The sequence below is a fragment of the Comamonas sp. 4034 genome (genome assembly GCF_050434545.1).
GTDB classification, from domain to species: domain Bacteria; phylum Pseudomonadota; class Gammaproteobacteria; order Burkholderiales; family Burkholderiaceae_C; genus Comamonas; species Comamonas odontotermitis.
Genome location: NZ_JBNDIT010000006.1, coordinates 176,689 through 200,443, shown reverse-complemented (window position 1 = coordinate 200,443; position 23,755 = coordinate 176,689). Strand labels below are relative to the sequence as shown.

At 63.0% G+C, this 23,755-nt stretch carries 13 protein-coding genes, 4 tRNA genes and 1 riboswitch; of the genes, 7 read left to right on the top strand and 10 right to left on the bottom strand.

From position 1 onward, the window contains the following. Positions 1–4: 4 nt before the first annotated feature. Positions 5–1,303, bottom strand: a complete 1,299-nt coding sequence (locus ABIE32_RS08975; RefSeq protein ID WP_224149683.1) for an O-acetylhomoserine aminocarboxypropyltransferase — start codon at positions 1,301–1,303, stop codon at positions 5–7. A gap of 160 nt (positions 1,304–1,463) precedes the next feature. Between ABIE32_RS08975 and ABIE32_RS08970 the strand changes: the two genes are divergently transcribed. Continuing rightward, positions 1,464–1,913, top strand: a complete 450-nt coding sequence (locus ABIE32_RS08970; RefSeq protein ID WP_184710644.1) for a CBS domain-containing protein — start codon at positions 1,464–1,466, stop codon at positions 1,911–1,913. A 96-nt stretch (positions 1,914–2,009) separates the two neighbouring features. Here the strand turns inward: ABIE32_RS08970 and ABIE32_RS08965 are convergent, their stop codons facing one another. Next, the gene (locus ABIE32_RS08965) at positions 2,010–3,323 is read right to left on the bottom strand and encodes a citrate synthase family protein (protein WP_429015358.1); all 1,314 of its coding nucleotides are present in this window, start codon (positions 3,321–3,323) and stop codon (positions 2,010–2,012) included. A 115-nt stretch (positions 3,324–3,438) separates the two neighbouring features. On the opposite strand from ABIE32_RS08965, the gene ABIE32_RS08960 reads away from it, so the two are divergent. Together ABIE32_RS08960 and aroC are read left to right on the top strand one after the other, a co-directional pair. Continuing rightward, on the top strand, positions 3,439–4,950 hold the full coding sequence (locus ABIE32_RS08960; protein ID WP_429015357.1) for a CoA transferase: 1,512 nt from the start codon (positions 3,439–3,441) through the stop codon (positions 4,948–4,950). Positions 4,951–5,134: 184 nt separating this feature from the next. Next, positions 5,135–6,238, top strand: a complete 1,104-nt coding sequence (gene aroC / locus ABIE32_RS08955) for a chorismate synthase (RefSeq protein WP_429015355.1) — start codon at positions 5,135–5,137, stop codon at positions 6,236–6,238. A gap of 101 nt (positions 6,239–6,339) precedes the next feature. Here aroC and nrdR read toward each other — a convergent pair whose 3' ends face one another. From nrdR to ABIE32_RS08940, 3 genes are all read right to left on the bottom strand, one after another. Further along, on the bottom strand, positions 6,340–6,828 hold the full coding sequence (nrdR, locus tag ABIE32_RS08950; protein WP_395027905.1) for a transcriptional regulator NrdR: 489 nt from the start codon (positions 6,826–6,828) through the stop codon (positions 6,340–6,342). 20 nt (positions 6,829–6,848) lie between these two features. Further along, entirely contained in the window at positions 6,849–8,093 is a 1,245-nt protein-coding gene (gene glyA, locus ABIE32_RS08945; protein WP_224149678.1) for a serine hydroxymethyltransferase, read from the bottom strand. 57 nt (positions 8,094–8,150) lie between these two features. Then, positions 8,151–8,316: riboswitch (ZMP/ZTP riboswitch) on the bottom strand. Between the two features lie 118 nt (positions 8,317–8,434). Next, the gene (locus tag ABIE32_RS08940) at positions 8,435–9,385 is read right to left on the bottom strand and encodes a transglycosylase SLT domain-containing protein (RefSeq protein ID WP_429015352.1); all 951 of its coding nucleotides are present in this window, start codon (positions 9,383–9,385) and stop codon (positions 8,435–8,437) included. Between the two features lie 1,186 nt (positions 9,386–10,571). Here ABIE32_RS08940 and ABIE32_RS08935 point away from each other — a divergent pair. Then, positions 10,572–14,705, top strand: coding sequence for a DUF748 domain-containing protein (locus ABIE32_RS08935; RefSeq protein WP_429015350.1), 4,134 nt, complete (start codon positions 10,572–10,574; stop codon positions 14,703–14,705). Between the two features lie 254 nt (positions 14,706–14,959). Beyond that, a complete protein-coding gene (locus ABIE32_RS08930) occupies positions 14,960–17,728 on the top strand; it encodes a DUF349 domain-containing protein (RefSeq protein ID WP_429015348.1) in 2,769 nt (922 codons plus the stop codon). A 218-nt stretch (positions 17,729–17,946) separates the two neighbouring features. On the opposite strand, the gene ABIE32_RS08925 is transcribed toward ABIE32_RS08930, so the two are convergent. From ABIE32_RS08925 to ABIE32_RS08910, 4 genes are all read right to left on the bottom strand, one after another. Continuing rightward, positions 17,947–18,031, bottom strand: a tRNA-Leu gene (locus tag ABIE32_RS08925). A gap of 170 nt (positions 18,032–18,201) precedes the next feature. After that, positions 18,202–18,286, bottom strand: a tRNA-Leu gene (locus ABIE32_RS08920). Between the two features lie 154 nt (positions 18,287–18,440). Beyond that, positions 18,441–18,525, bottom strand: a tRNA-Leu gene (locus tag ABIE32_RS08915). Positions 18,526–18,640: 115 nt separating this feature from the next. Continuing rightward, positions 18,641–18,725 (bottom strand) — tRNA-Leu (locus tag ABIE32_RS08910). Between the two features lie 19 nt (positions 18,726–18,744). Here ABIE32_RS08910 and rnr point away from each other — a divergent pair. Together rnr and ABIE32_RS08900 are read left to right on the top strand one after the other, a co-directional pair. Then, positions 18,745–21,078 carry a ribonuclease R gene (rnr, locus tag ABIE32_RS08905; protein ID WP_429015420.1) on the top strand — a complete coding sequence of 778 codons (2,334 nt, stop codon included), beginning with the start codon at positions 18,745–18,747 and terminating at the stop codon, positions 21,076–21,078. A 112-nt stretch (positions 21,079–21,190) separates the two neighbouring features. Continuing rightward, positions 21,191–21,949 carry an SDR family oxidoreductase gene (locus ABIE32_RS08900; RefSeq protein ID WP_429015346.1) on the top strand — a complete coding sequence of 253 codons (759 nt, stop codon included), beginning with the start codon at positions 21,191–21,193 and terminating at the stop codon, positions 21,947–21,949. Between the two features lie 158 nt (positions 21,950–22,107). Here the strand turns inward: ABIE32_RS08900 and ABIE32_RS08895 are convergent, their stop codons facing one another. Further along, positions 22,108–23,724, bottom strand: a complete 1,617-nt coding sequence (locus ABIE32_RS08895; RefSeq protein ID WP_429015344.1) for an NAD(P)H-hydrate dehydratase — start codon at positions 23,722–23,724, stop codon at positions 22,108–22,110. Between the last annotated feature and the right edge of the window lie 31 nt (positions 23,725–23,755).

The window sequence follows — 23,755 nt, the reverse complement described above, 5'->3', positions numbered from 1 at the left end:
TCCATCAAGCAGCCTTTTCTGCGGCTTTGAGGGCGCGCTTGAGGTCGTCGATCAGGTCGTCTGCATCTTCCAGCCCGATCGACAGGCGGATCGTGCCCTGGCCGATGCCCGCCTGGGTCAGCGCTTCGTCGGTCATGCGGAAATGCGTGGTGCTGGCCGGGTGGATGACCAGCGAGCGGCAGTCGCCCACATTGGCCAGGTGGCTGAAGACCTTGAGCGTTTCGATGAATTTCTTGCCCTGGTTGCGGTTGCCGGCAATGTCGAAGCTGAACACCGAGCCCGCGCCGCGCGGCAGCAGCTTCTGCGCGAGCGCATGGGAGGGGTGCGACTCCAGCATCGGGTGGCCCACGCGGCCTACCAACGGGTGGCTGGCGAGGAACTGCACCACCTTTTCGGTGTTGCGCATGTGGCGCTCCATGCGCAGTGGCAGGGTCTCGATGCCTTGCAGGATCAGCCAGGCGGTGTGCGGGCTCATGCAGGCGCCGAAGTCGCGCAGGCCTTCGCGGCGCGCGCGCAGCAAGAAGGCGCCCACCGTGCTTTCTTCGGTGAACACCATGTTGTGAAAGCCGTCGTAGGGCTCGGTCAATTCGGGGAAGCGCCCGCTCTTTTCCCAGTCGAAGCTGCCGCCATCCACGACGATGCCGCCAATCACCGTGCCATGGCCCGAGAGGAACTTGGTGGCCGAGTGGTAGACGAGGTCTGCACCATGTGCGAAGGGCTTGATGAGCCACGGCGAGGTAAGGGTGGAATCCACCAGCAGCGGCACGCCTGCCTCATGGGCAATCTGTGCCACGGTCGGAATGTCCAGCACATCCAGCCCCGGGTTGCCCACGGTTTCGCCAAAGAAAAGCTTGGTATTGGGGCGAATGGCGGCGCGCCAGCCGTCGATGTCGCCGGGTTTGACGAAAGTGGTTTCGATGCCGAAGCGCCGCAGCGTGTAATGCAGCAGGTTCTGCGAGCCGCCATACAGGGCGGTGCTGGCCACGATGTGGCTGCCCGCGCCCATCAGTGTGGCAATCGACAGATGCAGCGCCGCCTGGCCGCTGGCCACGGCAATGGCTCCCACGCCGCCTTCGAGGGCAGATACGCGCTGCTCCAGCACGGCATTGGTCGGGTTGCTGATGCGGCTGTAGACATGGCCGGGCCGCTCCAGGTTGAACAGGCTGGCGGCGTGGTCGCTGGATTCGAAGACGAACGAGGTCGTCAGGTGGATGGGCACGGCACGTGCGCCGGTGGCCGGATCGGGCTGGGCGCCTGCGTGCAGGCTCAGGGTGTCAAAACCGGGGTCTGAATAGCCGGGCATGGCAGATCTCCATCAGATTGTCATTCTGGGTGGGGATTGTCGGCTATATTTAACGAACCATTGCTGGCAGCCCTGTCGCGCAAGCGTTGGGTGGCCGCATCCACTTCCACCGAGCGCCAGCCAGGGCATGCATCTGCTGGAGATCTTGAAGGAGACGAGCATGAAAGTCAGTGACATCCTGCGCCTCAAAGGCAATACCCTCTACACCGCAAGCGTGAATGACCCGCTCTCCGACGCCATCCAGACCATGTCCGAGAAAGACATTGGTTCGCTGGTGGTGATGGAGCACGGTGACGTGGTGGGCATGCTGACTTTCCGCGAAGTGATTGTTGCCATCGTGGGCAACGGCGGTTCCGCTGGAAACACTCTGGTGCGTAGCGTGATGGATGATGCGCCGCTGACCTGCACCATGGAGACCGACATGGACGAGGTACGCCGCATGATGCTGGACCGCCATGCGCGCTACATGCCGGTAATGGACAAGAAAATGCTGATGGGCGTGATCAGCTTCTACGATGTGGCCAAGGCCGTGGTGGACAGCCAGAACTTCGAGAACAAGATGCTCAAGGCCTATATCCGCGACTGGCCGGTGGAAGGCGAAGCCGACTGACGTTGTGGCGCGGCAACAGTCCGCTCATCCGCAGCATTCAGCCAGACAGCGGCCGCAAGGCCGCTTTTTCATGCCTGTTTGCAGCCCGGCCTGCGCTCAGAAGCGGATGACGCGGCCGGGAGGGCGCTGTGCAGCATGTGTACCGCTGCTGTCTATGGGCGGCTGGCCCACATACCGTGCCCGGGGGCGAATCAACTGGCCGCTTGCACGCTGCTCCAGCGCATGGGCAATCCAGCCGGCGGTGCGGCCCAGGGCAAACAGCACAAACGCCGCGCCCGCTGGCAGGCCCAGGCTGCGCTGGATGGCGACCAGCGCGTAATCCAGGCTGGGGTGCAGGCCGGTATCTTCGTACACCTGGCGCAGCAACTGCTCACGCGCCGCATCGGGTGCCAAAAGCGCCAGCAGGTGCAGGCTGCGCGGATCGCCCGCCGGATAGAGCGGGTGGCCAAAACCTGCGCAGTAGTGCGGCGTGGTGCCCAGGCGGGTGTCTGCCAGCAATCTGCGCAGCGATGGAGCCAGCCCCTTGCGGCCTGCGCGGTGCCAGTCTTCCCAATGGCTGGCGATCACCTCCGTCATGCCGCCATGCAGGGGACCGGACAGCGCCGCCAGGCCTGCGCCCACACTCGCATGCAGGCTGGCGCCGGTGGATGCCACCACGCGCGTGGCAAAGCTGGAGGCGTTGAGTTCATGGTCGGTGCACAACACCAGCGCTTGCCGCAGGATGTTGGCATGGGCCGGGTTTGCCTGCCATATCTGCCCCAGGCGTTTATGCAGTGGGCGCAGGCGCTTTGTTTTTTGTAGCAAATGCAGTTGCTGCGCCGCGTTGGTGACAGGCTGCCCGGTCAGGATTTCTGCCATGCACTGCAGCAGGGCCAGCGGCCAGAGCGTGGCGTGTTCCATCTCGGCCTCCAGGACTTCTGTGCCACCGTACCAGGCCGACAGCGCCCGGGCAGGAGCGCGTGGGAGGTCCCAGTTTGCTATCACTTTGTGAGCTGGTGGCGCTTCTTCATCCAGTGCGACAGGCATTTTCTGATCCCAAAGCAATGCCGCCACTTCCTCAAGGCTCGCATGCGTGGCCAGCGAGGCCGCCAGATGGCCCCGGTAGTACAGCTGGCCGCCTTCGACCTGGGTGATGGCGGATGCCAGTACCGGCGTCCCCCAATCCAGCGTGGACTGGGCGAGCCGCGCCGGGTTGCGTACCGATTGCCGTTGGATGGCGAGGCGCTGCACATCGGCTCGGGCATACACATGGCCGCGCTGGCCGGACTGGGTCTGTGCGCGCAGCAGGCCACGGCTGACATAGCTGTACAGGCTGGCGCGCTGTACACCCAGCACGGCGGCGGCCTGCTGGCTGCTCAACCAGGGGGAGTCGTCGAGAGGGGCATGAGCGGCGGGAGATGGGCGAGGCATGCGCCATGCTAGCCCACATGGATTGGCCCAATCAAGATTGACGGGGCAGGGCGCAGCGCGTGCAATGGCGGCCAGCACGACCGATTCGCGTGCGCCCTCGCCCATGGAGCCAGAAATGCAAATGTCCCTCGCCACCCCGCCTGCAGATGCGCTGCATCACCGTATTCGCCAAGCCGTGCAGCAGCAGTGGCATGCGGCAGGCCTGTTGGGGGCCCCCGCCTTCGATGCACAGGGGCTGCAGCTGGGTGGCGATGGCAGCGGCTACCCCTCCAGCTTTGCGGTAGATGTGGCCGCAGGCGCTTCCGTCGCAGCAGCCACACTGGCAGCGGCGCAGTTGGGCAGCCTGCGCAGTGGCAGTGCGCTTGCCTGCGCCAGTGTGCAGGTGCCGCATGCCCTGGCAGAAACCACGGGGTACTTCACCCTTGACGGGGTGCAGCCCGATCTGTGGTCGCCCATCTCGGGCCTGTACCCCTGCGGTGCGGCGGTGGGCCGGCCGGGTTGGGTGCGCATCCACGCCAATTTCGACCACCACCGCGATGGCGCATTGCAGCTGTTGGGCTTGCCCATCGGGGCCTCGACGTCAAAACAGGCCGTAGCGCAGGCATTGAATGCGTGGGATGCTATTGATTTTGAAACGCAAGCGGCCGAGCGCGGTTTGGTAGTGGCGGCTGCCCGCACCCCGCAGGAATGGGCAGCCCACCCGCAAAGCGCTGCGGTGGCCGCGCAGCCGCTGGTGCAGATCACGCAGTTGGATGCCGGGCAGCCAGCGTCGCCGCGTGCCTGGCCTGCGCTGCAGAGTGCAGGGCTTCTTTCGGGCATTCGGGTGCTGGACCTGACGCGCATCCTCTCAGGCCCGGTAGCCGCGCGAACGCTGGCTGCGCATGGCGCCGATGTACTGATGATCAACGGCCCGGGCCTGCCCAACATCGGTGCCATTGCTGATCTGAGCAGGGGCAAGCGCTCGGCCTTGCTCGATTTGAAGTCCGCCGCCGGCAAGGCCCAGTTTGCCAGCCTGCTGGACGGCGCACACGTGCTGCTGCAGGGCTACCATCCCGGCAGCCTGGATGCGTTGGGCTTTGGCCCGCAACAGGCGGTGCAGTTGCGCCCCGGCATTGTGTACGCCAGCCTGTCGGCCTATGGGCGCAGCGGGCCGTGGGCAGACCGGCGCGGGTTCGATTCGCTGGTGCAGACGGCCAGCGGCATCAACTGGGCGGAAGGCCAGGCTTTTGAGGGCATTGCAGGTGGCAACGCCAGTGTTGGCAGTGGCGGCCTGCGTGCGCTGCCGATGCAGATTCTGGATTACGCCGCAGGCTTCTGGCTGGCCTTCGGCATCCAGACCGCGCTGTACCGCCAGGCCACGCAAGGGGGGAGCTGGCATGTGCAGGTATCGCTGGCGCGCACGGCCCAGTGGCTCCGGGAACTGGGGCAGCGGCCTGTGCTGCCGCAAGGGCTTGGCGATACGGCCGAGGGAGTGCCTGCAGCCCGAGTAGCGCCTTACCTCGAAACGCTGACCAGCGGTTTCGGCGCACTGACTGCGGTACGCCACAGCGGCGTGCTGGGTGGTGTGGCCATGCCGTGGCGCTACCCGTCCATGCCGCCGGGCACTGCTGCGCCGCAGTGGTCTTGATCTGTGTGCAGTGATTGCTATGGTTTTTGATGCACTGCTGCGCATTGGCAGGGCGAGAAAGGCTCATTTCATGCAAAAAACCTGCGTTTGGAGGGCGTAGATGGTGCTGCATGCAGGCAAGTTGCGTTGGCGGCTTGCCCGGTCTCTCTGGTGGCCGTTGCTTTCGCCCGCATAATGGCGGGCTATGAGCGGCAATACCTTCGGCACCTTATTCACTGTCACCAACTTCGGCGAATCCCACGGCCCGGCCATTGGCTGTGTGATTGATGGCTGCCCCCCGGGCATGGCGCTGTGCGAAGCAGACATCCAGCACGATCTGGACCGTCGCCGCCCCGGTACCAGCAAGTACGTGACGCAGCGCAACGAGCCAGACCAGGTCGAGATTCTCTCGGGCGTCTACGAAGGCAAGACCACCGGCACGCCGATCTCGCTGCTGATCCGCAACACCGACCAGCGCAGCAAGGATTACTCCAATATTGCGCAGAGCTTTCGCCCTGGCCATGCTGACTATGCCTACTGGCACAAGTACGGTATCCGCGATCCGCGTGGCGGCGGCCGCTCGTCTGCGCGCCTGACCGCGCCCACGGTGGCGGCAGGCGCTGTGGCCAAGAAGTGGCTCAGGGAGAAGTTTGGCACCGAGTTCCGTGCCTGCATGCTGCAGGTGGGCGAGGTGGCCCTGCCGTTCGAGAGCTGGGAGCATGTGCCTGACAACCCGTTCTTTGCCCCCGTGGCCGATGTGACGCGCTACGAGGAATACATGGATGCGCTGCGCAAATCGGGCGATTCCTGCGGCGCGTTGATTCGCGTCAACGCCAGCGGCGTGCCCGTGGGCCTGGGCGAGCCGCTGTACGACAAGCTCGATGCGGACATCGCCTACGCCATGATGGGCCTCAATGCCGTCAAGGCCGTGGAGATTGGCGCGGGCTTTGACAGCGTGGCCCAGCGCGGCACCACCCATGGTGATTCGCTCAGCCCCCAGGGTTTTCGCAGCAACAACGCGGGCGGCATTCTGGGTGGCATCAGCACCGGGCAGGACATCGAGATCCGCATCGCAATCAAGCCCACCAGCTCGATCATCAGCCCGCGCGAGTCGATCGATGTCGACGGCAACAGCACCGAAGTCATCACCAAGGGCCGCCATGACCCCTGCGTGGGCATCCGCGCTGCACCCATTGCCGAGGCCTTGCTGGCCATGGTGCTGATGGACCATGCCCTGCGCCACCGCGCGCAGAATGCCGATGTGGTGGTGGGCTTTGGGCCGATTGCCGCGCAGGCCCCTGAGGTTTGATGGAAAAGAGCCTTAGAAGCCCGTCAGCTGTACGCCTGCTGCTATGAAAAAAAGTGAACCCGAGGGTTCGCTTTTTTGTTGGAGGGTTGAAAGCAGGGGGCTCAGGGCTTTTTCCTGCCCGTGTCCTTCTTGCCCGCAGCCGGCTTGGTCACCTCATCGACGATGGACTTGAACTGGTCGATATCCTCGAAGCTGCGGTAGACGCTGGCATAGCGGATGTAGGCCACCTTGTCGAGCTTTTGCAGCTCGGTCATCACCAGCTCGCCGATCAGATGGGTCTGCACCTCGCGGGCGCCCAGGCTGCGCAGCTTGTCTTCCACATGTTCGAGCGCCATGTCCACCTTGTCGATGCTGACCGGGCGCTTGCGCAGCGCCAGGCTGAACGAGCCGCGCAGCTTGCTGCGGTCATAGTCGATGCGGCGGCCATCCTTCTTGACGATGGCGGGGAAGCTCACTTCCGGCCGCTCATAGGTGGTAAAGCGCTTCTCGCAGTTGCCACACTGGCGCCTGCGCCGGATGAAGCCGCCGTCTTCTGCCACACGGGTTTCGACCACCTGGGTGTCGGGATGGTTGCAGAAGGGGCATTTCATAGGCGCTGGCGGTGTGTCAATCAGCGATACACAGGGAAGCGGGCGGTCAGCTCGTTCACCTTGGCGCGCACGGCGGCGATGTTGGCTTCATCGCGCGGGTTGTCCAGCACGTCGGCGATCAGGTTGGCCGTGAGGCGCGCTTCCTCGTCCTTGAAGCCACGGGTCGTCATCGCGGGGGTGCCGATGCGCACGCCGCTGGTCACCATCGGCTTTTCAGGGTCGTTGGGGATGGAGTTCTTGTTGATCGTCATGTGGGCTGCGCCCAGCACGGCTTCTGCTTCCTTGCCGGTAATGCCCTTGGCGCGCAGATCGACCAGCATCACATGGCTTTGCGTGCCGCCGGAGACGATGCGCAGGCCACGCTGGGTCAGCGTTTCAGCCACGATGCGGGCATTGGTCTTGACCTGCTGGGCGTACTGCTTGAACTCGGGCTGCAGCGCTTCCTTGAAGGCCACGGCCTTGGCTGCGATCACGTGCATCAGCGGGCCGCCCTGCAGGCCGGGGAACACGGCGCTGTTGATGGCCTTTTCGTGCTCGGCCTTCATCAGGATCACACCGCCACGGGGGCCGCGCAGGCTCTTGTGGGTGGTGGTGGTCACCACATCGGCGTGGGGCACGGGGTTGGGGTATTCGCCAGCGGCAATCAGGCCGGCGTAGTGGGCCATGTCCACCATGAAGATGGCGCCCACGTCCTTGGCCACCTTGGCAAAGCGGGCGAAGTCGATGGACAGCGAGTAGGCCGAAGCACCGGCAATGATCAGCTTGGGCTTGGTCTCGTGCGCCTTCTTCTCCATGGCGTCGTAGTCCAGCTCTTCCTTCTCATTGAGGCCATAGGAGACCACGTTGAACCACTTGCCCGAAATATTGAGCGGCATGCCGTGCGTCAAGTGGCCGCCTTCGGCCAGGCTCATGCCCATGATGGTATCGCCGGGCTTGAGGAAGGCGAGGAACACGGCTTCATTGGCCGAGGCGCCGCAATGGGGCTGCACGTTGGCGGCTTCTGCGCCAAACAGTTCCTTGACGCGGTCGATGGCCAGCTTCTCGGCAATGTCCACATACTCGCAGCCGCCGTAGTAGCGCTTGCCGGGATAGCCTTCTGCGTACTTGTTGGTCAGCTGGGTGCCCTGGGCCCACATCACGGCGGGCGATGCATAGTTTTCGCTGGCGATCAGCTCGATGTGCTGTTCCTGGCGCTGGTTTTCGGCCTGGATGGCCGCAAAGAGTTCGGCGTCGGTCTGTTCGACAAGAATGTTACGGTGGTACATGACGGTCGGTTGAGTCAGAAGTAACCCCCTGCCCGCCAGAAGCTGGCGATAGAAAGCAAGGGCTGCCCAGGCGCACGGCTAACACGTGGCAAGACACAGGCGGTGATCGTGGCACCGTAGTCCCTCGCACGGTACGCTCCCCGGTGGTTGCTGCAGGGCAGGCCTGCGTTCCACGTCAACAATCTGGTTGCTCAGATGTCTATCGCCAGTCGCGTACCCGGCTAGTGTAGCCGAGGCTTGGCAGACTGTAACTTCTACTGGACTAAATGCCCGGGCAAAGAAAAAGCACCCCGCAGGGTGCCCGTTTCATATCCAGAGCTGTCCAGTGGCCGCACCGGCCATCAGGAGCCCATGGCCACGGTCGTGGACTCGGTCTTGGCAGGCTGTGCCGTAGCGGCGCCAGCCTTGTCCACCAATGCTACAGTTGCAGTAGCGCTGTCTGCTGGTGCTGCGGGCACTGGGGCCTTGTTTTGCACTGCAGGCATGGTGACGGCCGGTGCGCTGGCCTTGGCAGACAACGATGGCTTGGCTGCGGGCTCTGCAGGGTTGCTGCGGCCATTGGCCACCTGCTTGATGCGGAAGTGCTCGGCCATCACCTTGGCAGCGTAGCCGCCGTCGTCGGGCAGGTTGGCAGCGCCCACATAGTATTTCAGACCGCCTTCAAGGGAGCCGGCGCGCTGGATGCATTCCTGCAGCACCTTCACACCCACGCGCAGGTTGGTCACCGGGTCGAATGCGGCAAAGTGGCCGCCAAAGTGTTCGTACTTGTCGGTGTGGATCTTGGTCATCACCTGCATCAGGCCCTGGGCACCCACCGAGCTTTGCGCGAAGGGGTTGAAGCTCGATTCCACAGCCATGATGGCCAGGATCAGGGTCGGGTCGAGCTTGGTTTCCTTGCCGACCTGAAAGGCTTCGGAGACCAGCACTGCCAGTGGCTCGGGCGCCACGCGGTACTTTTTGGCCAGCCAGTAGGCCACGGCTGCCTGGTTCTTGGGCAGTTGCTGTGGGTTGGTGGCCGTAGCGCGGTCCACCGCGGCAATGATGCTGGCATCCGTGCTGCCGGTGCTGTCGGCCACGGCATCGGCTGCGCTTTCCTGGCGTGCCTGCAGCCAGGTGCGCAGGTAGTCTTCCCCTGCATTGCGCAGATCTGCGCGCGAAAACAGGGTGAGCGCACAGAACGCCACCAACAAACCAACCAATGCCAAACTGTTGTGGGCCATGGCCACAATGCCATGGGCTAAGGTGCTGCCCAAAGAGCGCGCACCGGCAGCCACTTTCGCGGAAGCCGTCATACCAATGATTCCTTTCTCTGTCCTGCCGTCCCGATCACCGCCGTGGTGGGGTTGAAGACTGGCAGGTGGCGCAACACCGTCCTGTGTGGCACCAATCAGGCTGCCCGCTGCTTTGCAGGCGGCCCTTGTCGTTTCATGCACGCTGCTTGCGTGTCAGGGGCTACGATCAAAACACCAAGTGGGTGTGACTAAAAATTCAGCAAAAAATGCAATGGGACGAATTCTAGAAGCTCGCTTAATAAACAGTCAACACTATAGAATTCAAAATTAAGACAAAAAAGTAGTAAAAAAACGTGTATAGCGACCCGCCGCAGCGGACCCATGTGCACGGTAGGGCAGGGTGGATTGGGTCTCCACAGCCTAGTAAAAACCCGCACCTGTGGCCGCAATCGTTGTGTGCAGCTTTTGGCGGGTCATAGCCATAAACCATAAGATTGGTTATTTTTCATTGGCATAAGCAATCATTTGAAACTTCGATATTCCATATAAAGTTTCTTGCTTGGATGCTATGAAGTTATGAGTGCGTGAAGGCCAAAGTCTGCACGGCCTGCCCGCCGATGTATTCCGGAGTTGATGTTGGAAAAGAGGCGCGGTTGCCTGGCGGCACCGGGTTGAGGTTTCGTGAGCAGCCTGTAACTGGCGAGTGGCCCTTGCAGTGCCTTCCACGGCGATTGCAAACCATGTTTGGTAAGCGCAGATTTGCTATAAATCATGGGTAAAAATGCCCAATAACCTGTTGCCTTCTCGGGTCTATAGGTTATTTTACCAGGGTAAATTAAAAGTTTGAACGCATCAAGGCGGGCTTGCGGGGTGGTGGACGGCTGCCATCTGTCCAAAAAACGGCTTATGCGACGCTGTTCATCGACAAAAAATGGGCAGAAGATGCGATGGGAGTGCCTCTGATGTAACAGTGGTAAATGGTTGGTAGCGGTCCGGTGGGAATCTGGGAGCCCGCGGGAGCCTTGTGGCGCATGGCGGGAGGGCTGGTCTTTCCCAAGGTATTTGTCCGTCCCTCTATATATAGAGGAGCGAATAGCTTTCTCCTGGGAGAGGCGAGGATGGGCCCTGATGCTTTGAACGATTGTGAAAAGGTGGCTCGCGCTGGCGTTGGTTCGCTGTGCTGCTATCTATTTAGATGGTTCTTTGGGCACAATGCGGGTGTCGACCCTGATTGAGGACTTTCGCCGTGAGCGAACAACAAAAATCCCAAAAGAAAACGGGCGCAGGCCTGCGCTGGCTGCGCCGCCTCGCGTGGTGTGTGGTGGCGCTTCTGGCGCTGTGGGCGCTGTCATGGCTGGCCTTGCCGTGGCTGCTGCGCACCCAAGGCGAAAAGATCGCCTCCGAAAAGCTGGGCCGCGCGGTGCATATCGGTGCGGTGGAATTCAAACCCTGGTCTCTGGAGCTGACGGTGCGCGACTTGCAGGTTGCGGGGCCCGCGCCAGGCAGCGAACCCCAGTTCGCTGTGGACCGCGTGTATGTCGATGCCGATATCCAGTCGGTCTTCCGTCTGGCTCCCGTGCTCGATGCCATCCAGATCGACAAGCCCGTGGTGCGCGTGGTGCAGACAGCGCCCGGCAAGTTCGACTTTGACGACATCGTTGCCAGGCTGAAGGACCCGAATCCGCCCCCCGATGATGGCAAGACCGCGCACTTTGCGCTCTACAACATCGAGCTCAAGGACGGGCAGGTGCTGTTCCGCGATGACACCGTGGGCCAGACCCATGACCTGAGCAGTCTGCACCTGGGCATTCCGTTCGTCAGCAACCTGGAATCCAAGCGTGAGATCAAGGTGGTGCCGCAGCTCTCCTTTGGTCTCAATGGCAGCCAGTTTGCCAGCCAGGCCGAATCGACGCCGTTTACCGACGATCGCAAGACCGACGCGAGCTTTGCGATCAAGGACCTCGATCTCAAGCCGTATCTGGGCTACATCCCGGCTTCCGTTCCCGTCAAGCTGGTATCCGGCGTGCTGAATGCCAATCTGAAAGTGGCCTTTGAACAGACGGACAAGGCTGCCGTCAAGCTGAGTGGTGACGTGCATGCCTCCGGCGTGCAGGTGCATGACGCCAGCAATGACGAGCTGCTGGCCTGGAAGCAACTGGATGTGCAACTGGCCGACGTGCAGCCGCTGGCCGGGCAGGTACACATCGCCCAGGTGGCGCTGGATGGTGCGCAACTCTCGCTCAAGCGCGGCAAGGATGGCAAGCTGCGCCTGCTGGATGCGCAAGGCGAGCCGCTGCAGGCCAAGGCTACAACGGCGAATGAGCCCAAGAATGCTACTGAAAAAGTAGCGGATGGCGCAGCGCCAACGGGAGAAAATGGCATAAAAGATGCCCAAAGCACGACCGAGAAGCCGGTTGGCACTGAAGCGGTCGCAGCCAGTACATCTGCTGCAGAGCCCGCAGCGCAGCCCAGTTCTGCAGGCGAAGCTGCCAGCCCGTCGAAGACTGCCAAGGTAGCCAAGGCTGCCGCATCCCCGGGTGGTGCAGGCAAGCCCGCATGGAATGTGATGGTGGACGAGGTCCAACTCAAGCATGTGCAAGGCCTGTGGGTGGACGAGAGCGTGCCTGTGCCAGCGCGCGTCCAGCTCAATGATTTTGCAATGACGGCCAGCAAGATTGCCTGGCCCTTCAAGGAGCCGTTTGCCTTTCAGGGCGAATCGGGCCTGTCGGGCGACAAGGGTGTTCCGTCATCGGGGCACATTGCCTTCAGCGGCAAGGCCACCGACCAGAGCGCCGAGGTGGAGGTAAAGACCACCGCACTGCCGCTGCAACTGGGCGCGTCCTACCTGACAGGCGTGATTGAGCCGGGCCTGCAGGGCAGTATCGACAGCGAAATGCAGCTGCACTGGCTGGGCGAGGCTGTGCAGTTGAAGCTGGCGCAGCTCACCGTGTCCGACGTTGCCTTGCAATGCAACAGCAAGGCCAACTGCGCAGCGCCCCACGGCCAGGCCGTGGGGCTGAAGGGCAAGGACAACCTGCTGGAGCTGCAGCAGCTTCTGGTCAAGGACACCACGCTCGATACCGCCAAGCAGCAGGTCGTGGTGGGCTCGGTGGAGCTGATCAAGCCCGTACTGGGCGTGTCGCGTGACAAGAGCGGCCGCATGATGTTCGAAGACTGGCTGCCCGCCACCAAGGCGGCCAAGGCAGAAAAATCAGAAAAACTGGAAAAGGACGCGAAAAAGCCCGCCGCCAAGGACGCCACGGCAGACAAGCCGTGGGATGTGCAGCTCTCGCGCATTGCAGTAAAGGGCGCCAGTGTTGCCTACCAGGACGAATCCACACCGCGCAAGGTGGCGGTGCGGCTGGCGGATTTTGATGTGGAACTGCGGGATTACGCACCGCTGGCGGTCAAGGCCAAGCCATCGCCGTTGAAGGTATCGGGCCGCATTGCCACGGGCCGCGCCGAGCCAGGGCGGCTGGTGTGGGATGGCAGCCTGGGCATGAGCCCGCTGTCGGCTGCAGGGCGCCTGAACCTGAGCCAGTTGCCGGTGCATGCCTTTGTCTCCTACGTGGAGGCGGCGCTGCCGGTGCGATTGATGCGGGCGGATGCCAGTTTCAAGGGCAACATCGACTTCGTGCAATCGCCCAAGGGGCCGGTTCTCAGTGTCAAGGGCGATGCCGGGCTGGATGACGTGCGCGTGCGGCCGCTGGCGGCTGCCAGAACGCTGAAAACAGGCGATGATGCTGTTGATGCTATCGAAAAGGAAGCGAGTGGCGCAGATGTATCGGGCGCCAAGGCCCTGAAAACCTCTGAGAAATCAACGGGTGCAGCGACTCGCAGCGGTCTGGGCTCCGGCCTGATCGGCGCCAGCGATGACCTGCTCAACTGGAAGGTGCTGAGCCTGCGCGGCCTGGACGTGCAGATGGCACCCGGCCAGCGCATGAAGGTCAAGGTAGGTGAGACGGCCTTGTCCGATTTCTATGCCCGCCTGATCGTGCAGGAAAACGGCAAGCTCAATCTGCAGGACCTGGGTGGCAGCGAAGGCGCGCCAGCAGGCGCCGCTGCCGATAGCAGCAAGGATGGCAAGGAGCCTGTTGCAGCCAAGGCGACTGCATCAGCGACTCCGGCACCGGCTGCGGCGGTGGCTCCCGCTGCGGATGCCGCTTCTTCGGCGGCTGGCCCCATCATCGAAATGGGCCCCATCACCCTGGCGGGAGGCACGGTCAAGTTCAGTGACCATTTCATCCGGCCCAACTACTCGGCCGACCTGTCCGAGCTGGCTGGCCGCATGAGCGCCTTCTCGTCCGAGCCGGCGGCTCCTGGCTCGCCGCCGCAGCTCGCCGATCTGGAGCTGCGCGGCAAGGCCGAAGGCACGGCTTCGCTCGACATCACCGGCAAGCTCAACCCGCTGGCCAAGCCGCTGGCGCTCAATATCCACGGCAAGGTGCGCGATCTGGAGCTCTCGCCGCTCTCACCCTACAGCATCAAATATGCGGGCCACGGCATCGAGCGCGGCAAGATGAGTGTGGACGTGCAATACGACGTGCAGCCTGACGGCCAGCTCACCGCCACCAACAAGCTGGTACTGAACCAGCTGCAGTTTGGCGATGCGGTGCAGGGCGCACCGGCGAGCCTGCCCGTCAAGCTGGCAGTGGCCCTGCTGGCGGATCGCAATGGCGTGATCGATCTGGACCTGCCGATCAGCGGCTCGCTCAATGACCCGCAGTTCAAGCTTGCTCCCATCATCTTCAAGGTGATCGGCAACCTCATCATGAAGGCGGTCACATCGCCCTTTGCGCTGCTTTCAGGCGCTTTTGGTGGCGGGGCAGAAGCCAGCCAGGTGGCATTTGCCCCTGGCAGCGCTGTACTGGACGATGCAAGCAAGGCCAATCTGGACAAGATTGCCAAGGCTCTGCAGGACCGCCCGGCGCTGCAGATGACGGTGACCGGCCAGTCCGACCTGACCCAGGAGAAGGACGGCTGGCGCAAGGCACGCATCAACGACATGGTGCTGGCGCAGAAGCGCCGCGCCGCCATCCGCGCCGGTGGCAAGGCCGACGATGTGGCTGCGGTCAGTGCGGCCGAGTACCCGGCGTTGCTCAAGGATGTCTATAAGCGCGCTGACATCAAGAAGCCCCGCAACATGATTGGCCTGGCCTCGGACATCCCGCAGGCCGAGATGGAAACCCTGCTCATCACCAGCGTGGATGTGCCTGACAGCGCCATGCGCGAGCTGGCGCTGGCGCGCGGGGTAGCGGTGCGCGATTACCTGGCCGGGCAGGGCGTCAAACTCGACCGCCTGTTCCTGGGCAATGTCAAGACCGAAGGCCAGGACAAGGACTGGACGCCGCGTGCAGAACTGAGCCTGGCACCCCGGTAAGCGGGTGCATCGTTGAAACCAGTGAATCGAGGGCGGGAATGGCATCCCGCCCTTCTTTTTGGCCGGGTCAGCAAAGGTAAAAGCGGTTTCTGCCTCCTGCTTGCTTGGAGACCTTGCCAAACCCGGTCAAAATAGAACCCTGGCAGCGGGCGGAATGCCGCCGGCGCCTTTTTTATTTTGTGCCAATGGCTGCACTGTCCAGGATTGCATAGCGCACCGAGGCAGTGCAGGCCGTATTTACACTAAGCTGAGCCATGTTTCCCTCCTTCCTCTCGCGCAACAAGACGCCCGAAACTCCCGAGCCTACCCCCGCACCGGCCAAGGCGGCTGCAGCACCGCATCCGCTTGACGGCCTGACGGGTGGCGCCTTTTCGGCTGCCACATCGGGCGAGCGCGCGGCCAAAGTGCGCGAATGGCTGGCCACCAACCCGGGCGCCGAGCAGCTGCAAGAGGTCTTCAAGGAACTGTCGGCCCGCGACAAGGGCGCCGCCAAGGCCATTCGCGAGCGCATTGAAGAGCTGCGCCGTGCCAAGGGCCAGGAGGCCATTGCCGCCGAATGGGCTGACAAGGCAGGCAAGCTGCTGGCTGCATCCAAACTGAACATTGCCGACGCACTGGCCTGGCAGCGCGATGCCGCCAAGGCGGGTGCACCCCTGTCCAAGGAGCCGCTGGCGTCGCTCAAGACCCAGCTGGCCGAACGCGTCAAGACCATCGAAGACCTGCAGCACCGTGTGCAGGTGCAGCGCGAGGCGGCCGTGCTGCTGGCCCAGCGCGTCGAAGTGCTGTCCACCAAGTCGTACAAGGACGCACAGGCCGCCGACAGTGCCTTGGCAGCCGATGTGCAGCACTGGCAGGACCAGGCCGCCGCCCTGGAGAGCGATGCCAGCTGGAGCAGTGTGGAGGCGCGCTATCCCACGATGCTCGACACTTCCAAGAGCCAGTTGCTCGTGGTATGGGAGGCCTTCCAGTCTGCATTGCAGCAAACGCTCAAGGCGGCCGAAGACGCGCAGGCGCCATTGCCAGCTGTCCCCGTGTGGGCTGATGAGCTGCGTGCTGCCCGTGGCCTGCCTACCGAGGCGGAACAGGCAGCAGCCCGTGCCGCTGCCAAGCCGGCAGGCAAGCCCGCTGCCGACCCTCAGGAGGCCAAGCGTGCCAAGCAGGCGGTGCAGGAGGCGTTGAAAAAACTGCAGGAGCAGACTGCCGAAGGCCATGGCAAGGGTGCATCGGGCGCCGCGCAACAGCTGCGTGCCGTGCTCAAGCAACATGGCAAGCAGATCGATGCCGAACTGGAATCGCAGGTCAACGCAGCACTGATTGCCGCAGGCGAGCTGGAAGGTTGGCAGCGCTGGAGTGCCGACAAGGTGCGCGAGGAACTGCTGGCCAAGGCACAGGGCCTGCTCACCCGCCCCGAAGGGCAGGAGCTGGGCGGCCGCAAGCTGCAGGAAACCCTGCGCCAGCTGCGCGAAGACTGGAAAAAGGCCGACCAGAGCGGGCCGACCAACCATGCGCTGTGGAAGAAGTTCGACGACGCATGCAACGCGGCCTACAAGCATGTCGAGGTATGGCTCGGCAAGGTGCGCGAAGAGGGCGCCAAGCACCGCGCCGAACGCGAGGCGCTGATTGCTGAACTGAAGGCATGGACGCAAGCCCACCAAGCGTCGACCGAGTGGAAGGCCATGCAGCGCGACCTGTTCCAGTTTGGCGATCGCTGGCGTGCCAGTGGTCATGTGGGCGAAAAGGCCTATGCCGAACTGCAGGCAGCCTGGAAGGCTGCACACCACGAAGCCACCGCGCCTTTGCACACTGCGCAAAAAACCAGTATCGCCCGCCGCGAGGCCATGATTGCCCAGGCCACCGAACTGGCTGCTGCACCGCACCTGAGCATTGACGCCGTGCGTGAACTGCAGCGCCAATGGCAGACGGAAGCGCAGGGCGTGCCCATGGACCGCCGCCATGAACAGAAGCTGTGGGATGCCTTCCGCAAGCCGCTGGACGAAGCCTTTGCACGCAAGACCCAGCAACGCGAGCGCGTGGCCCAGCAACTGAGTGCCCGCGACCAGGCTGTTCTGGATGCCTCCAAGGCACTGGAAGCTGCCAACCACAGCGGCGACGCGCAGCAGATCCAGAGCGCCATCGACGCCTTGCAGCAGGCGCTCAAGGCGCAGCGCGAACAGGCAGAGGTTGCTCCAGAGGCCGTACCGGCTCCTGCAGCAGCACCAGTGGAGGTTTCTGCAGACGCTCCGCCTGCCGACGCCCAAGCAGTTTCAGAAACGGAGGCTGGGGCGGCAGAGGACGGTGCCGATACTGCAGAAGCACCAGCCCCGACGCCTGCGCCTGCCGCACCGGCCCCCAAGCCGGTGATCGCTCAGCGCAGCGGCGATGACCGCCCAGGCATGAAGCGCGATGCGCCCGTGGTTGCGGGCCGTGGCGGCAAGCCTGGCGACCGGCGCGACGGACGTGATGGGCGCGACAGCCGTGCCCCGCGTGGTGATCGCAATGAGCGCCGTGGTGATGACCGCTTTGGTCGTGTCGACCGTTTTGACCGTGCACCGCGAGAAGACCGTGGCCCACGCCTGGGAGATGCCGCTTTCCGTGCACAACGCGATGCGCTCGACCACGCCCAGGCTGCATTGCGCAAGCTGGCAAGCCAGGCCCACGGCCAGGCATTGACGCAGATGATGGACGCCTGGAGCAAGCGCGACGCTGCCTTGTTGCCAGCTGCGCAGGAACTGGGCCGCATGGCAGGCACTGTGCGCGCCACCTGGGGCCAGGCTATCGCTGCGCCAGCTGCCGGTGATGCACGCGAAGCGCTGCTGCGCCTGGAAATGGCCGCCGAAGTGCCCACTCCGGCCGACCACATCGATGCGCGCCGCGCGCTGCAACTGCAGTTGCTCACACGCCGCAACGATCCGTCGCCACAGGAGACCTGGCAGCAGGACGTGGCCAAGGTGCTGCAGTCAGGCAGCGACGAGGCATCTGCTCGCCGCCTGCAGAATGCGCTGAAGTCGCTTCTGAAAAAGTAAGCCTCTCTGTGCCCGAGCGCACAAACGCCCCGTGTCAATGGCCGGGGCGTTTTTCTTTGCCATGAAGGGTGCGCTGGTTGCAAAGAGGGGCGAGGTGGGGCGGGCCGTTGAGGCGCTTGACATCAACGCAGTGCTTGCTTTCCCGTCGATGCTATTTCCACCCGCCGTGCATCGGGCAAACAAAAAGCCGCTGCACTTTCGTGCAACGGCTTGTGTTTTGGTGCCCAGGAGAAGACTCGAACTTCCACGATGTTACTCGCTAGTACCTGAAACTAGTGCGTCTACCAATTCCGCCACCTGGGCTTTCAGGATGCATGAATTATAGCGTTGCACCGAAGGTGGTTTTGGACAAAACCCCAATTATTTTTCAAAAAAGATAGCTGGTGGCGCTTGCTGGCTGTGCGCCATTGGTCAAAAGGAGCAGTGCCACAAGCAGAAAAGCCGCTGCACGGTGTGTGCAGCGGCTTGCTGTTTGGTGCCCAGGAGAAGACTCGAACTTCCACGATGTTACTCGCTAGTACCTGAAACTAGTGCGTCTACCAATTCCGCCACCTGGGCTTTCAGGAAGGCTGAATTATAGAGTGATTTTTTGGCACTGCAGCAGAAAAACCGGAAATTATGCGAGCGGGTAACTGGCGCTGGCAGGGGTATGGCCCGGGGTGTGGGCGGGTAAAGAAAAAGCCGCTGCACTTGCGTGCAACGGCTTGTATGTTGGTGCCCAAGAGAAGACTCGAACTTCCACGGAGTTACCCGCTAGTACCTGAAACTAGTGCGTCTACCAATTCCGCCACCTGGGCTTGTGATTCAGAGCCAGGCTCTTCGTCAACTTTCCTGAAAACCGCTGTTTGTTTGGTAAGTGAAGACCGATATTTCACCGTTTTCACAAAACAAGTAATTACTTGTCGTTAAACTTGGTGCCCAGGAGAGGACTCGAACCTCCACGGAGTTACCCGCTAGTACCTGAAACTAGTGCGTCTACCAATTCCGCCACCTGGGCATTTCAGGAAAGAATGCGATTGTATATCAAAAAAACGGCTGCCAACACAGGAGCAGATAATTTGTCAGAAGAAATTGAAGGTGTAGTCCAAGGCCACCGTGAAGGCCACGGCTTCGTGATCCGGGATGACAACGAGAGCGACATCTACATACCGGCCAACGAAATGCGCGCAGTACTGCACCGCGACAGGGTCCGCGCCCGTATCGTGCGCACTGATCGCAAAGGCCGTCCGGAAGGCCGCATTGTAGAAATCATCGAGCGTCCCCCGCACCCCATCATTGGCCGTCTGCTGCAGGAAAGCGGTGTGTGGCTGGTTGCCCCTGAAGACAAGCGCTACGGGCAGGACATCCTCATTCCCGGCGGTGCCATCGGCGCAGCCAAGACGGGTCAGGTTGTGGTGGTCGAGTTGACCGAACCGCCAGCGCTGTTCGGCCAGCCCGTGGGGCGCGTGGTGGAGGTGCTGGGCGAGATCGACGACCCTGGCATGGAAATCGAAATTGCCGTGCGCAAATATGGCGTGCCGCATGAGTTTTCGGACGAGTGCCTGGCCCTTGCCAAGAAGCTGCCCGACAAGGTGCGCGCAGCGGATCGCAAGGACCGGGTCGACCTGACCGACATTCCGCTGGTGACCATCGATGGTGAGGACGCGCGCGATTTTGACGATGCCGTCTATTGCGAGCCGATGCGCATCGGCCGCACCAAGGGATGGCGCCTTCTGGTGGCGATTGCCGATGTGAGCCATTATGTGCAGACCGGCAATGCCATCGATGTGGATGCCTACGACCGCGCTACCAGTGTGTACTTTCCGCGCCGCGTGATTCCGATGCTGCCCGAGAAGCTCAGCAATGGTCTGTGCTCGCTCAATCCGGACGTGGAGCGCCTGTGCATGGTGGCCGACATGGTGGTCACTGCCAGTGGCGATATCCATGCCTACCAGTTCTACCCGGCGGTGATGCACAGCCATGCGCGCTTTACCTATACCGAGGTTGCGGCCATTCTGGCCAACACGCGCGGCCAGGAGGCCATGAAGCGCCAGGAGCGCGTACCTGATCTGCTGAACCTGCACGACGTGTACAAGGCCTTGCTCGCTGCGCGCGGGCGCCGTGGTGCCGTGGATTTCGAGACGACGGAAACCCAGATCGTCTGCGATGAGAACGGACGTATCGAAAAAATCGTGCCGCGCACGCGCACCGAGGCGCACCGCCTGATCGAAGAAGCCATGCTCGCGGCCAATGTCTGCGCGGCAGATTTCATTCAGGAAAGCGGCCAGCCTGGATTGTTCCGCGTGCACGAGGGCCCAACTCCGGAGAAGCAGGACATTCTGCGCGGCTACCTCAAGGCCATGGGGGTGGGCATGTCGATCAGCGATGATCCGCAGCCTGCCGAATTCCAGGCCATTGCGCAGGCCACCAAAGACCGCCCGGACGCGCAGCAGATCCACACCATGCTGCTGCGCTCCATGCAGCAGGCGATCTACACGCCGATCAACAGCGGCCACTTTGGCCTGGGGTACGAGGCGTACACACATTTCACCAGTCCGATCCGGCGCTACCCGGATCTGCTGGTGCACCGGGTCATCAAATCCATCCTGGCGGGCAAGCGCTACCAGTTGCCGGCGTTGCCGACACCGGGCGAGGCCGAAGCCAAGCTGGCCAAGCGCCTGGCATCGCGGGTGGCCGCTCCCACCAAGCAGCTGGCGCAGCGCACGCAGCGCGTTTCGCGCGAAACGCAGGCCTGGGAAGCCGCCGGCCTGCACTGCAGCGCCAACGAGCGCCGTGCGGATGAGGCGAGCCGTGATGTGGAGGCCTGGCTCAAGTGCAAATACATGCGCGAGCATCTGGGCGAGGAATACAGTGGCGTGGTCTCGGCAGTCACTACGTTTGGCCTGTTCGTCACGCTGGATCAGCTGTATGTGGAGGGCTTGATCCACATCAGCGAACTGGGTGGTGATTACTTCCGCTTCGATGAAATGCGGCAGGAATTGCGCGGTGAGCGCACCGGCATCCGCTACACCATTGGCACCCGCCTGCAGATCCAGGTCAGCCGTGTGGATCTGGATGCGCGCAAGATCGACTTCCGCCTTGTGCATGAGGGTGAAGACGCAGCGGCAGCGTCGCCGCGGTCCGCCAAATCTACCAAATCGGCCAAGGCGCGCCAGCGCGATGCTGCTGCAGAAGGGCAACCAGGCCGTGGCCCGCGCAGCGGCAGTGACGAGGCTTACGCCGCCCAGCGGGCCGGGGTCAAGCGATCCAAGGCGGCCTCGCGCGAAGCGGGCAATGCGCGCCGTCAGGATCAGCGCAATGCCGGCACCAAGCAGGCTGCCAAAAAAGCGGCTCGCAAAGGCCGGCGCTGATGCGCTGAGCGCAGCGTGTGCGCCACTATGATGCGAGCCAGGTCACCTATTGGAGGTGACCTGGCTTTTTTATTGCTTTTATTGAATAGACAACAACAAGGAGTACAAGACCATGACCAACCCAACCCGCAAGATTGCCGTGGTAACCGGTGCAGGCACCGGTATTGGCCGCGCTGCCGCATTGGCCTTGATGAACGATGGCTGGGCCGTGGTGCTGGCGGGTCGCCGCCCCGAGCCGCTGCAAGAGGTAGCCAGCCACGCCAAGGATGCCGATCAGGTGCTGGTAGTGCCGACCGATGTGGCGAACCCGGTGGCGGTGAAGGCGCTGTTCGATGCTGCGGTGGAGCGTTTTGGCCGGGTGGACATGCTGTTCAACAACGCTGGCCGAGGCGCGCCGGCCGTTCCCATTGACGAGTTGCCCGTCGAGACCTGGAACGATGTGGTGAATGTGAACCTGAACGGCATGTTCTACTGCCTGCAGCAGGCCTTCCGCGTGATGCGCCACCAATCGCCCATGGGTGGGCGCATCATCAACAACGGCTCCATCTCGGCGCACACGCCGCGCCCCATGTCGATTGCCTATACATCGACCAAGCATGCGGTGGCGGGGCTGACCAAGACTGCATCGCTTGACGGCCGCAGGTACGACATCGCCGTGGGTCAGATCGATGTGGGAAATGCAGGCACTGAGCTGGCCATGCGCATGACACAAGGCGTGATGCAGGCCTACGGCGAGATTGCGCCTGAGCCGTTGATGGATGTGGATGTGGTGGGGCAGTCCGTGCTGTACATGGCCAATCTGCCGCTGGAATGCAATGTGCTCTTCCACACCGTGATGGCAACCAAGATGCCCTTCGTTGGGCGTGGTTGAGAGGTGATTGGGCGGGGTGAGCCCTGGGCTGAATATCTGAAACAGGAGCTATTGGCGCTTTCTGGTATTGGGATTCAGTGCGTTTTACCTTTGAAATCATTGTGGGGGAGGCGCTGATAGCTATGATTTTTCAGGCTCTCAATAGCGCTTGACGCAACTCAAGATCCAGACTGGCGGGGCAGTGCTTCTGCCAAGCGAGAAGCGGTCAGCGTGGGTTGTGTGGGGTGGTGCAGATCCCAGGTGTCTGCCACATGGCCGTGCAGCCACACTGCATTCAGAACCCGTTGCCAGGCGTGCTGCCACGCAGGGTCCTGGGTCTTGTCGGCTTCGCTTTCCAGGCCGGCAAGCTGTGCGGCGATGCCCCCGGCCAGTACGTCGCCGGTGCCGCCGATGGCCAGTCGGGCATTGCCGCTGTGGTTGATGGCGTAGCTTCCATCAGGCGCGGCAATCACGGTGCCGCTGCCCTTGAGTACCACGATGCATTGCCATTGCCGTGCGGCCCGACACGCTGCATTGATCCGGTCCGCCTGGACGGAGGCAGTCGTGCAGGCCAACAGCCGAGCCAATTCCAGCGGATGGGGGGTCAGCACGGTGGCGCCGAGGGCGGTGCGCGCCGCCAGTGCCTGTTGTAGCGCAGGAGAGGCCGCGATGGCGTTGAGCGCGTCGGCATCCAGCACCACAGGCCCGCTGCGCGCCAGAACCTGTGGCAGCACGGCTGCAATGGCCGTGCCGCCGCCGCACCCGCAGGCCAGCGCGCCGCGCTGGGCCAGCAGCCCATCCAGGCCGCGCACCATGATGTCGGGGGCCAGAGTGCTTGGGCGGGCGCCCGTGCTGCCAATGAGATGCAGCATCACGCGGCCTGCTCCGCTGTGCAGGGCAGCACTGGCGGCCAGCAGGGCGGCGCCTTCCATGCCTGGAGCCCCTCCCAGCACGCCCACATCGCCAAACTGGCCTTTGTGGGTGTTCTGCGCCTGTGGGCTTTGCCGATTGTGGCTCACCAGGTAAGCGGAGGGAGTGCTGCATGCCAAATCGGTCGCCGAGGTATATCTGTTGGGCGCAGAGCTGTCAATTTTTATAGCATTACTGCGGTCCCGCAATGGCGCGACCCAGACTTCGCCTGCCCAATCCCGGCCCTGGTGGGTGAACAGCCCTGGTTTGAGGCCGAGCATGCTGAGCGTAAAGCGCCGCCCCCGTGGCGCAGACGGCGCAAGCGCCGCAAATGCGGGGGTCAGTGCGCCGGTATCGCACAACAGGCCGGACGGCGTGTCCACACTCAGCACATCGCTTTCGGTGTGGAGCAGGGCATGCACGCAGCGCGCGGCGGTCGAGCCGGGCTGTAGTTCCATGCCACTGCGCAGCCCGATGCCCCAGAGGGCATCGATTGCCAGGTCGTAGTGGGGCGGCAGTTCACTGCTGATGGCCAGCCCGGCTGCGCGGGCACGTTGCAAGGCGTGTGTGGCGTCTTCTGGCAGGGTCTTGCCTTCTGCCTGCAACAAGGTGACATGAATGACCTTGCCTGCAGCAGCCAGATACACTGCGGCCTCCAGTCCGTCACCGCCGTTGTTGCCGGGGCCGCAGGCGAGCCAGATGGTTCGGGCATGCGGAGCCAGGGCCAGCGCGAGGCGGGCAGTGGCTTCGCCAGCACGCTCCATCAAGGTATAGGGTGGCAGATGCGCTGCCAGGGCCTGCTCGGCAATGCGAGTTTGCTCCGCATTCAGTAGCGTTGGATAACTGCCGTCAAGGCAGGAAGGGGCAGCTTGTGTGGTGGGTGCCATGCACTATCGTAGCGCGGCACCGGGTGGTCGG

Excerpts from the sequence above, each read along its gene's own strand:
- ABIE32_RS08975 (WP_224149683.1), bottom strand. The coding sequence starts at position 1,303 with ATGCCCGGCTATTCAGACCCCGGTTTTGACACCCTGAGCCTGCACGCA.
- ABIE32_RS08970 (WP_184710644.1), top strand. The coding sequence starts at position 1,464 with ATGAAAGTCAGTGACATCCTGCGCCTCAAAGGCAATACCCTCTACACC.
- ABIE32_RS08965 (WP_429015358.1), bottom strand. The coding sequence starts at position 3,323 with ATGCCTCGCCCATCTCCCGCCGCTCATGCCCCTCTCGACGACTCCCCC.
- ABIE32_RS08960 (WP_429015357.1), top strand. The coding sequence starts at position 3,439 with ATGCAAATGTCCCTCGCCACCCCGCCTGCAGATGCGCTGCATCACCGT.
- aroC (WP_429015355.1), top strand. The coding sequence starts at position 5,135 with ATGAGCGGCAATACCTTCGGCACCTTATTCACTGTCACCAACTTCGGC.
- nrdR (WP_395027905.1), bottom strand. The coding sequence starts at position 6,828 with ATGAAATGCCCCTTCTGCAACCATCCCGACACCCAGGTGGTCGAAACC.
- glyA (WP_224149678.1), bottom strand. The coding sequence starts at position 8,093 with ATGTACCACCGTAACATTCTTGTCGAACAGACCGACGCCGAACTCTTT.
- ABIE32_RS08940 (WP_429015352.1), bottom strand. The coding sequence starts at position 9,385 with ATGACGGCTTCCGCGAAAGTGGCTGCCGGTGCGCGCTCTTTGGGCAGC.
- ABIE32_RS08930 (WP_429015348.1), top strand. The coding sequence starts at position 14,960 with ATGTTTCCCTCCTTCCTCTCGCGCAACAAGACGCCCGAAACTCCCGAG.
- ABIE32_RS08900 (WP_429015346.1), top strand. The coding sequence starts at position 21,191 with ATGACCAACCCAACCCGCAAGATTGCCGTGGTAACCGGTGCAGGCACC.
- ABIE32_RS08895 (WP_429015344.1), bottom strand. The coding sequence starts at position 23,724 with ATGGCACCCACCACACAAGCTGCCCCTTCCTGCCTTGACGGCAGTTAT.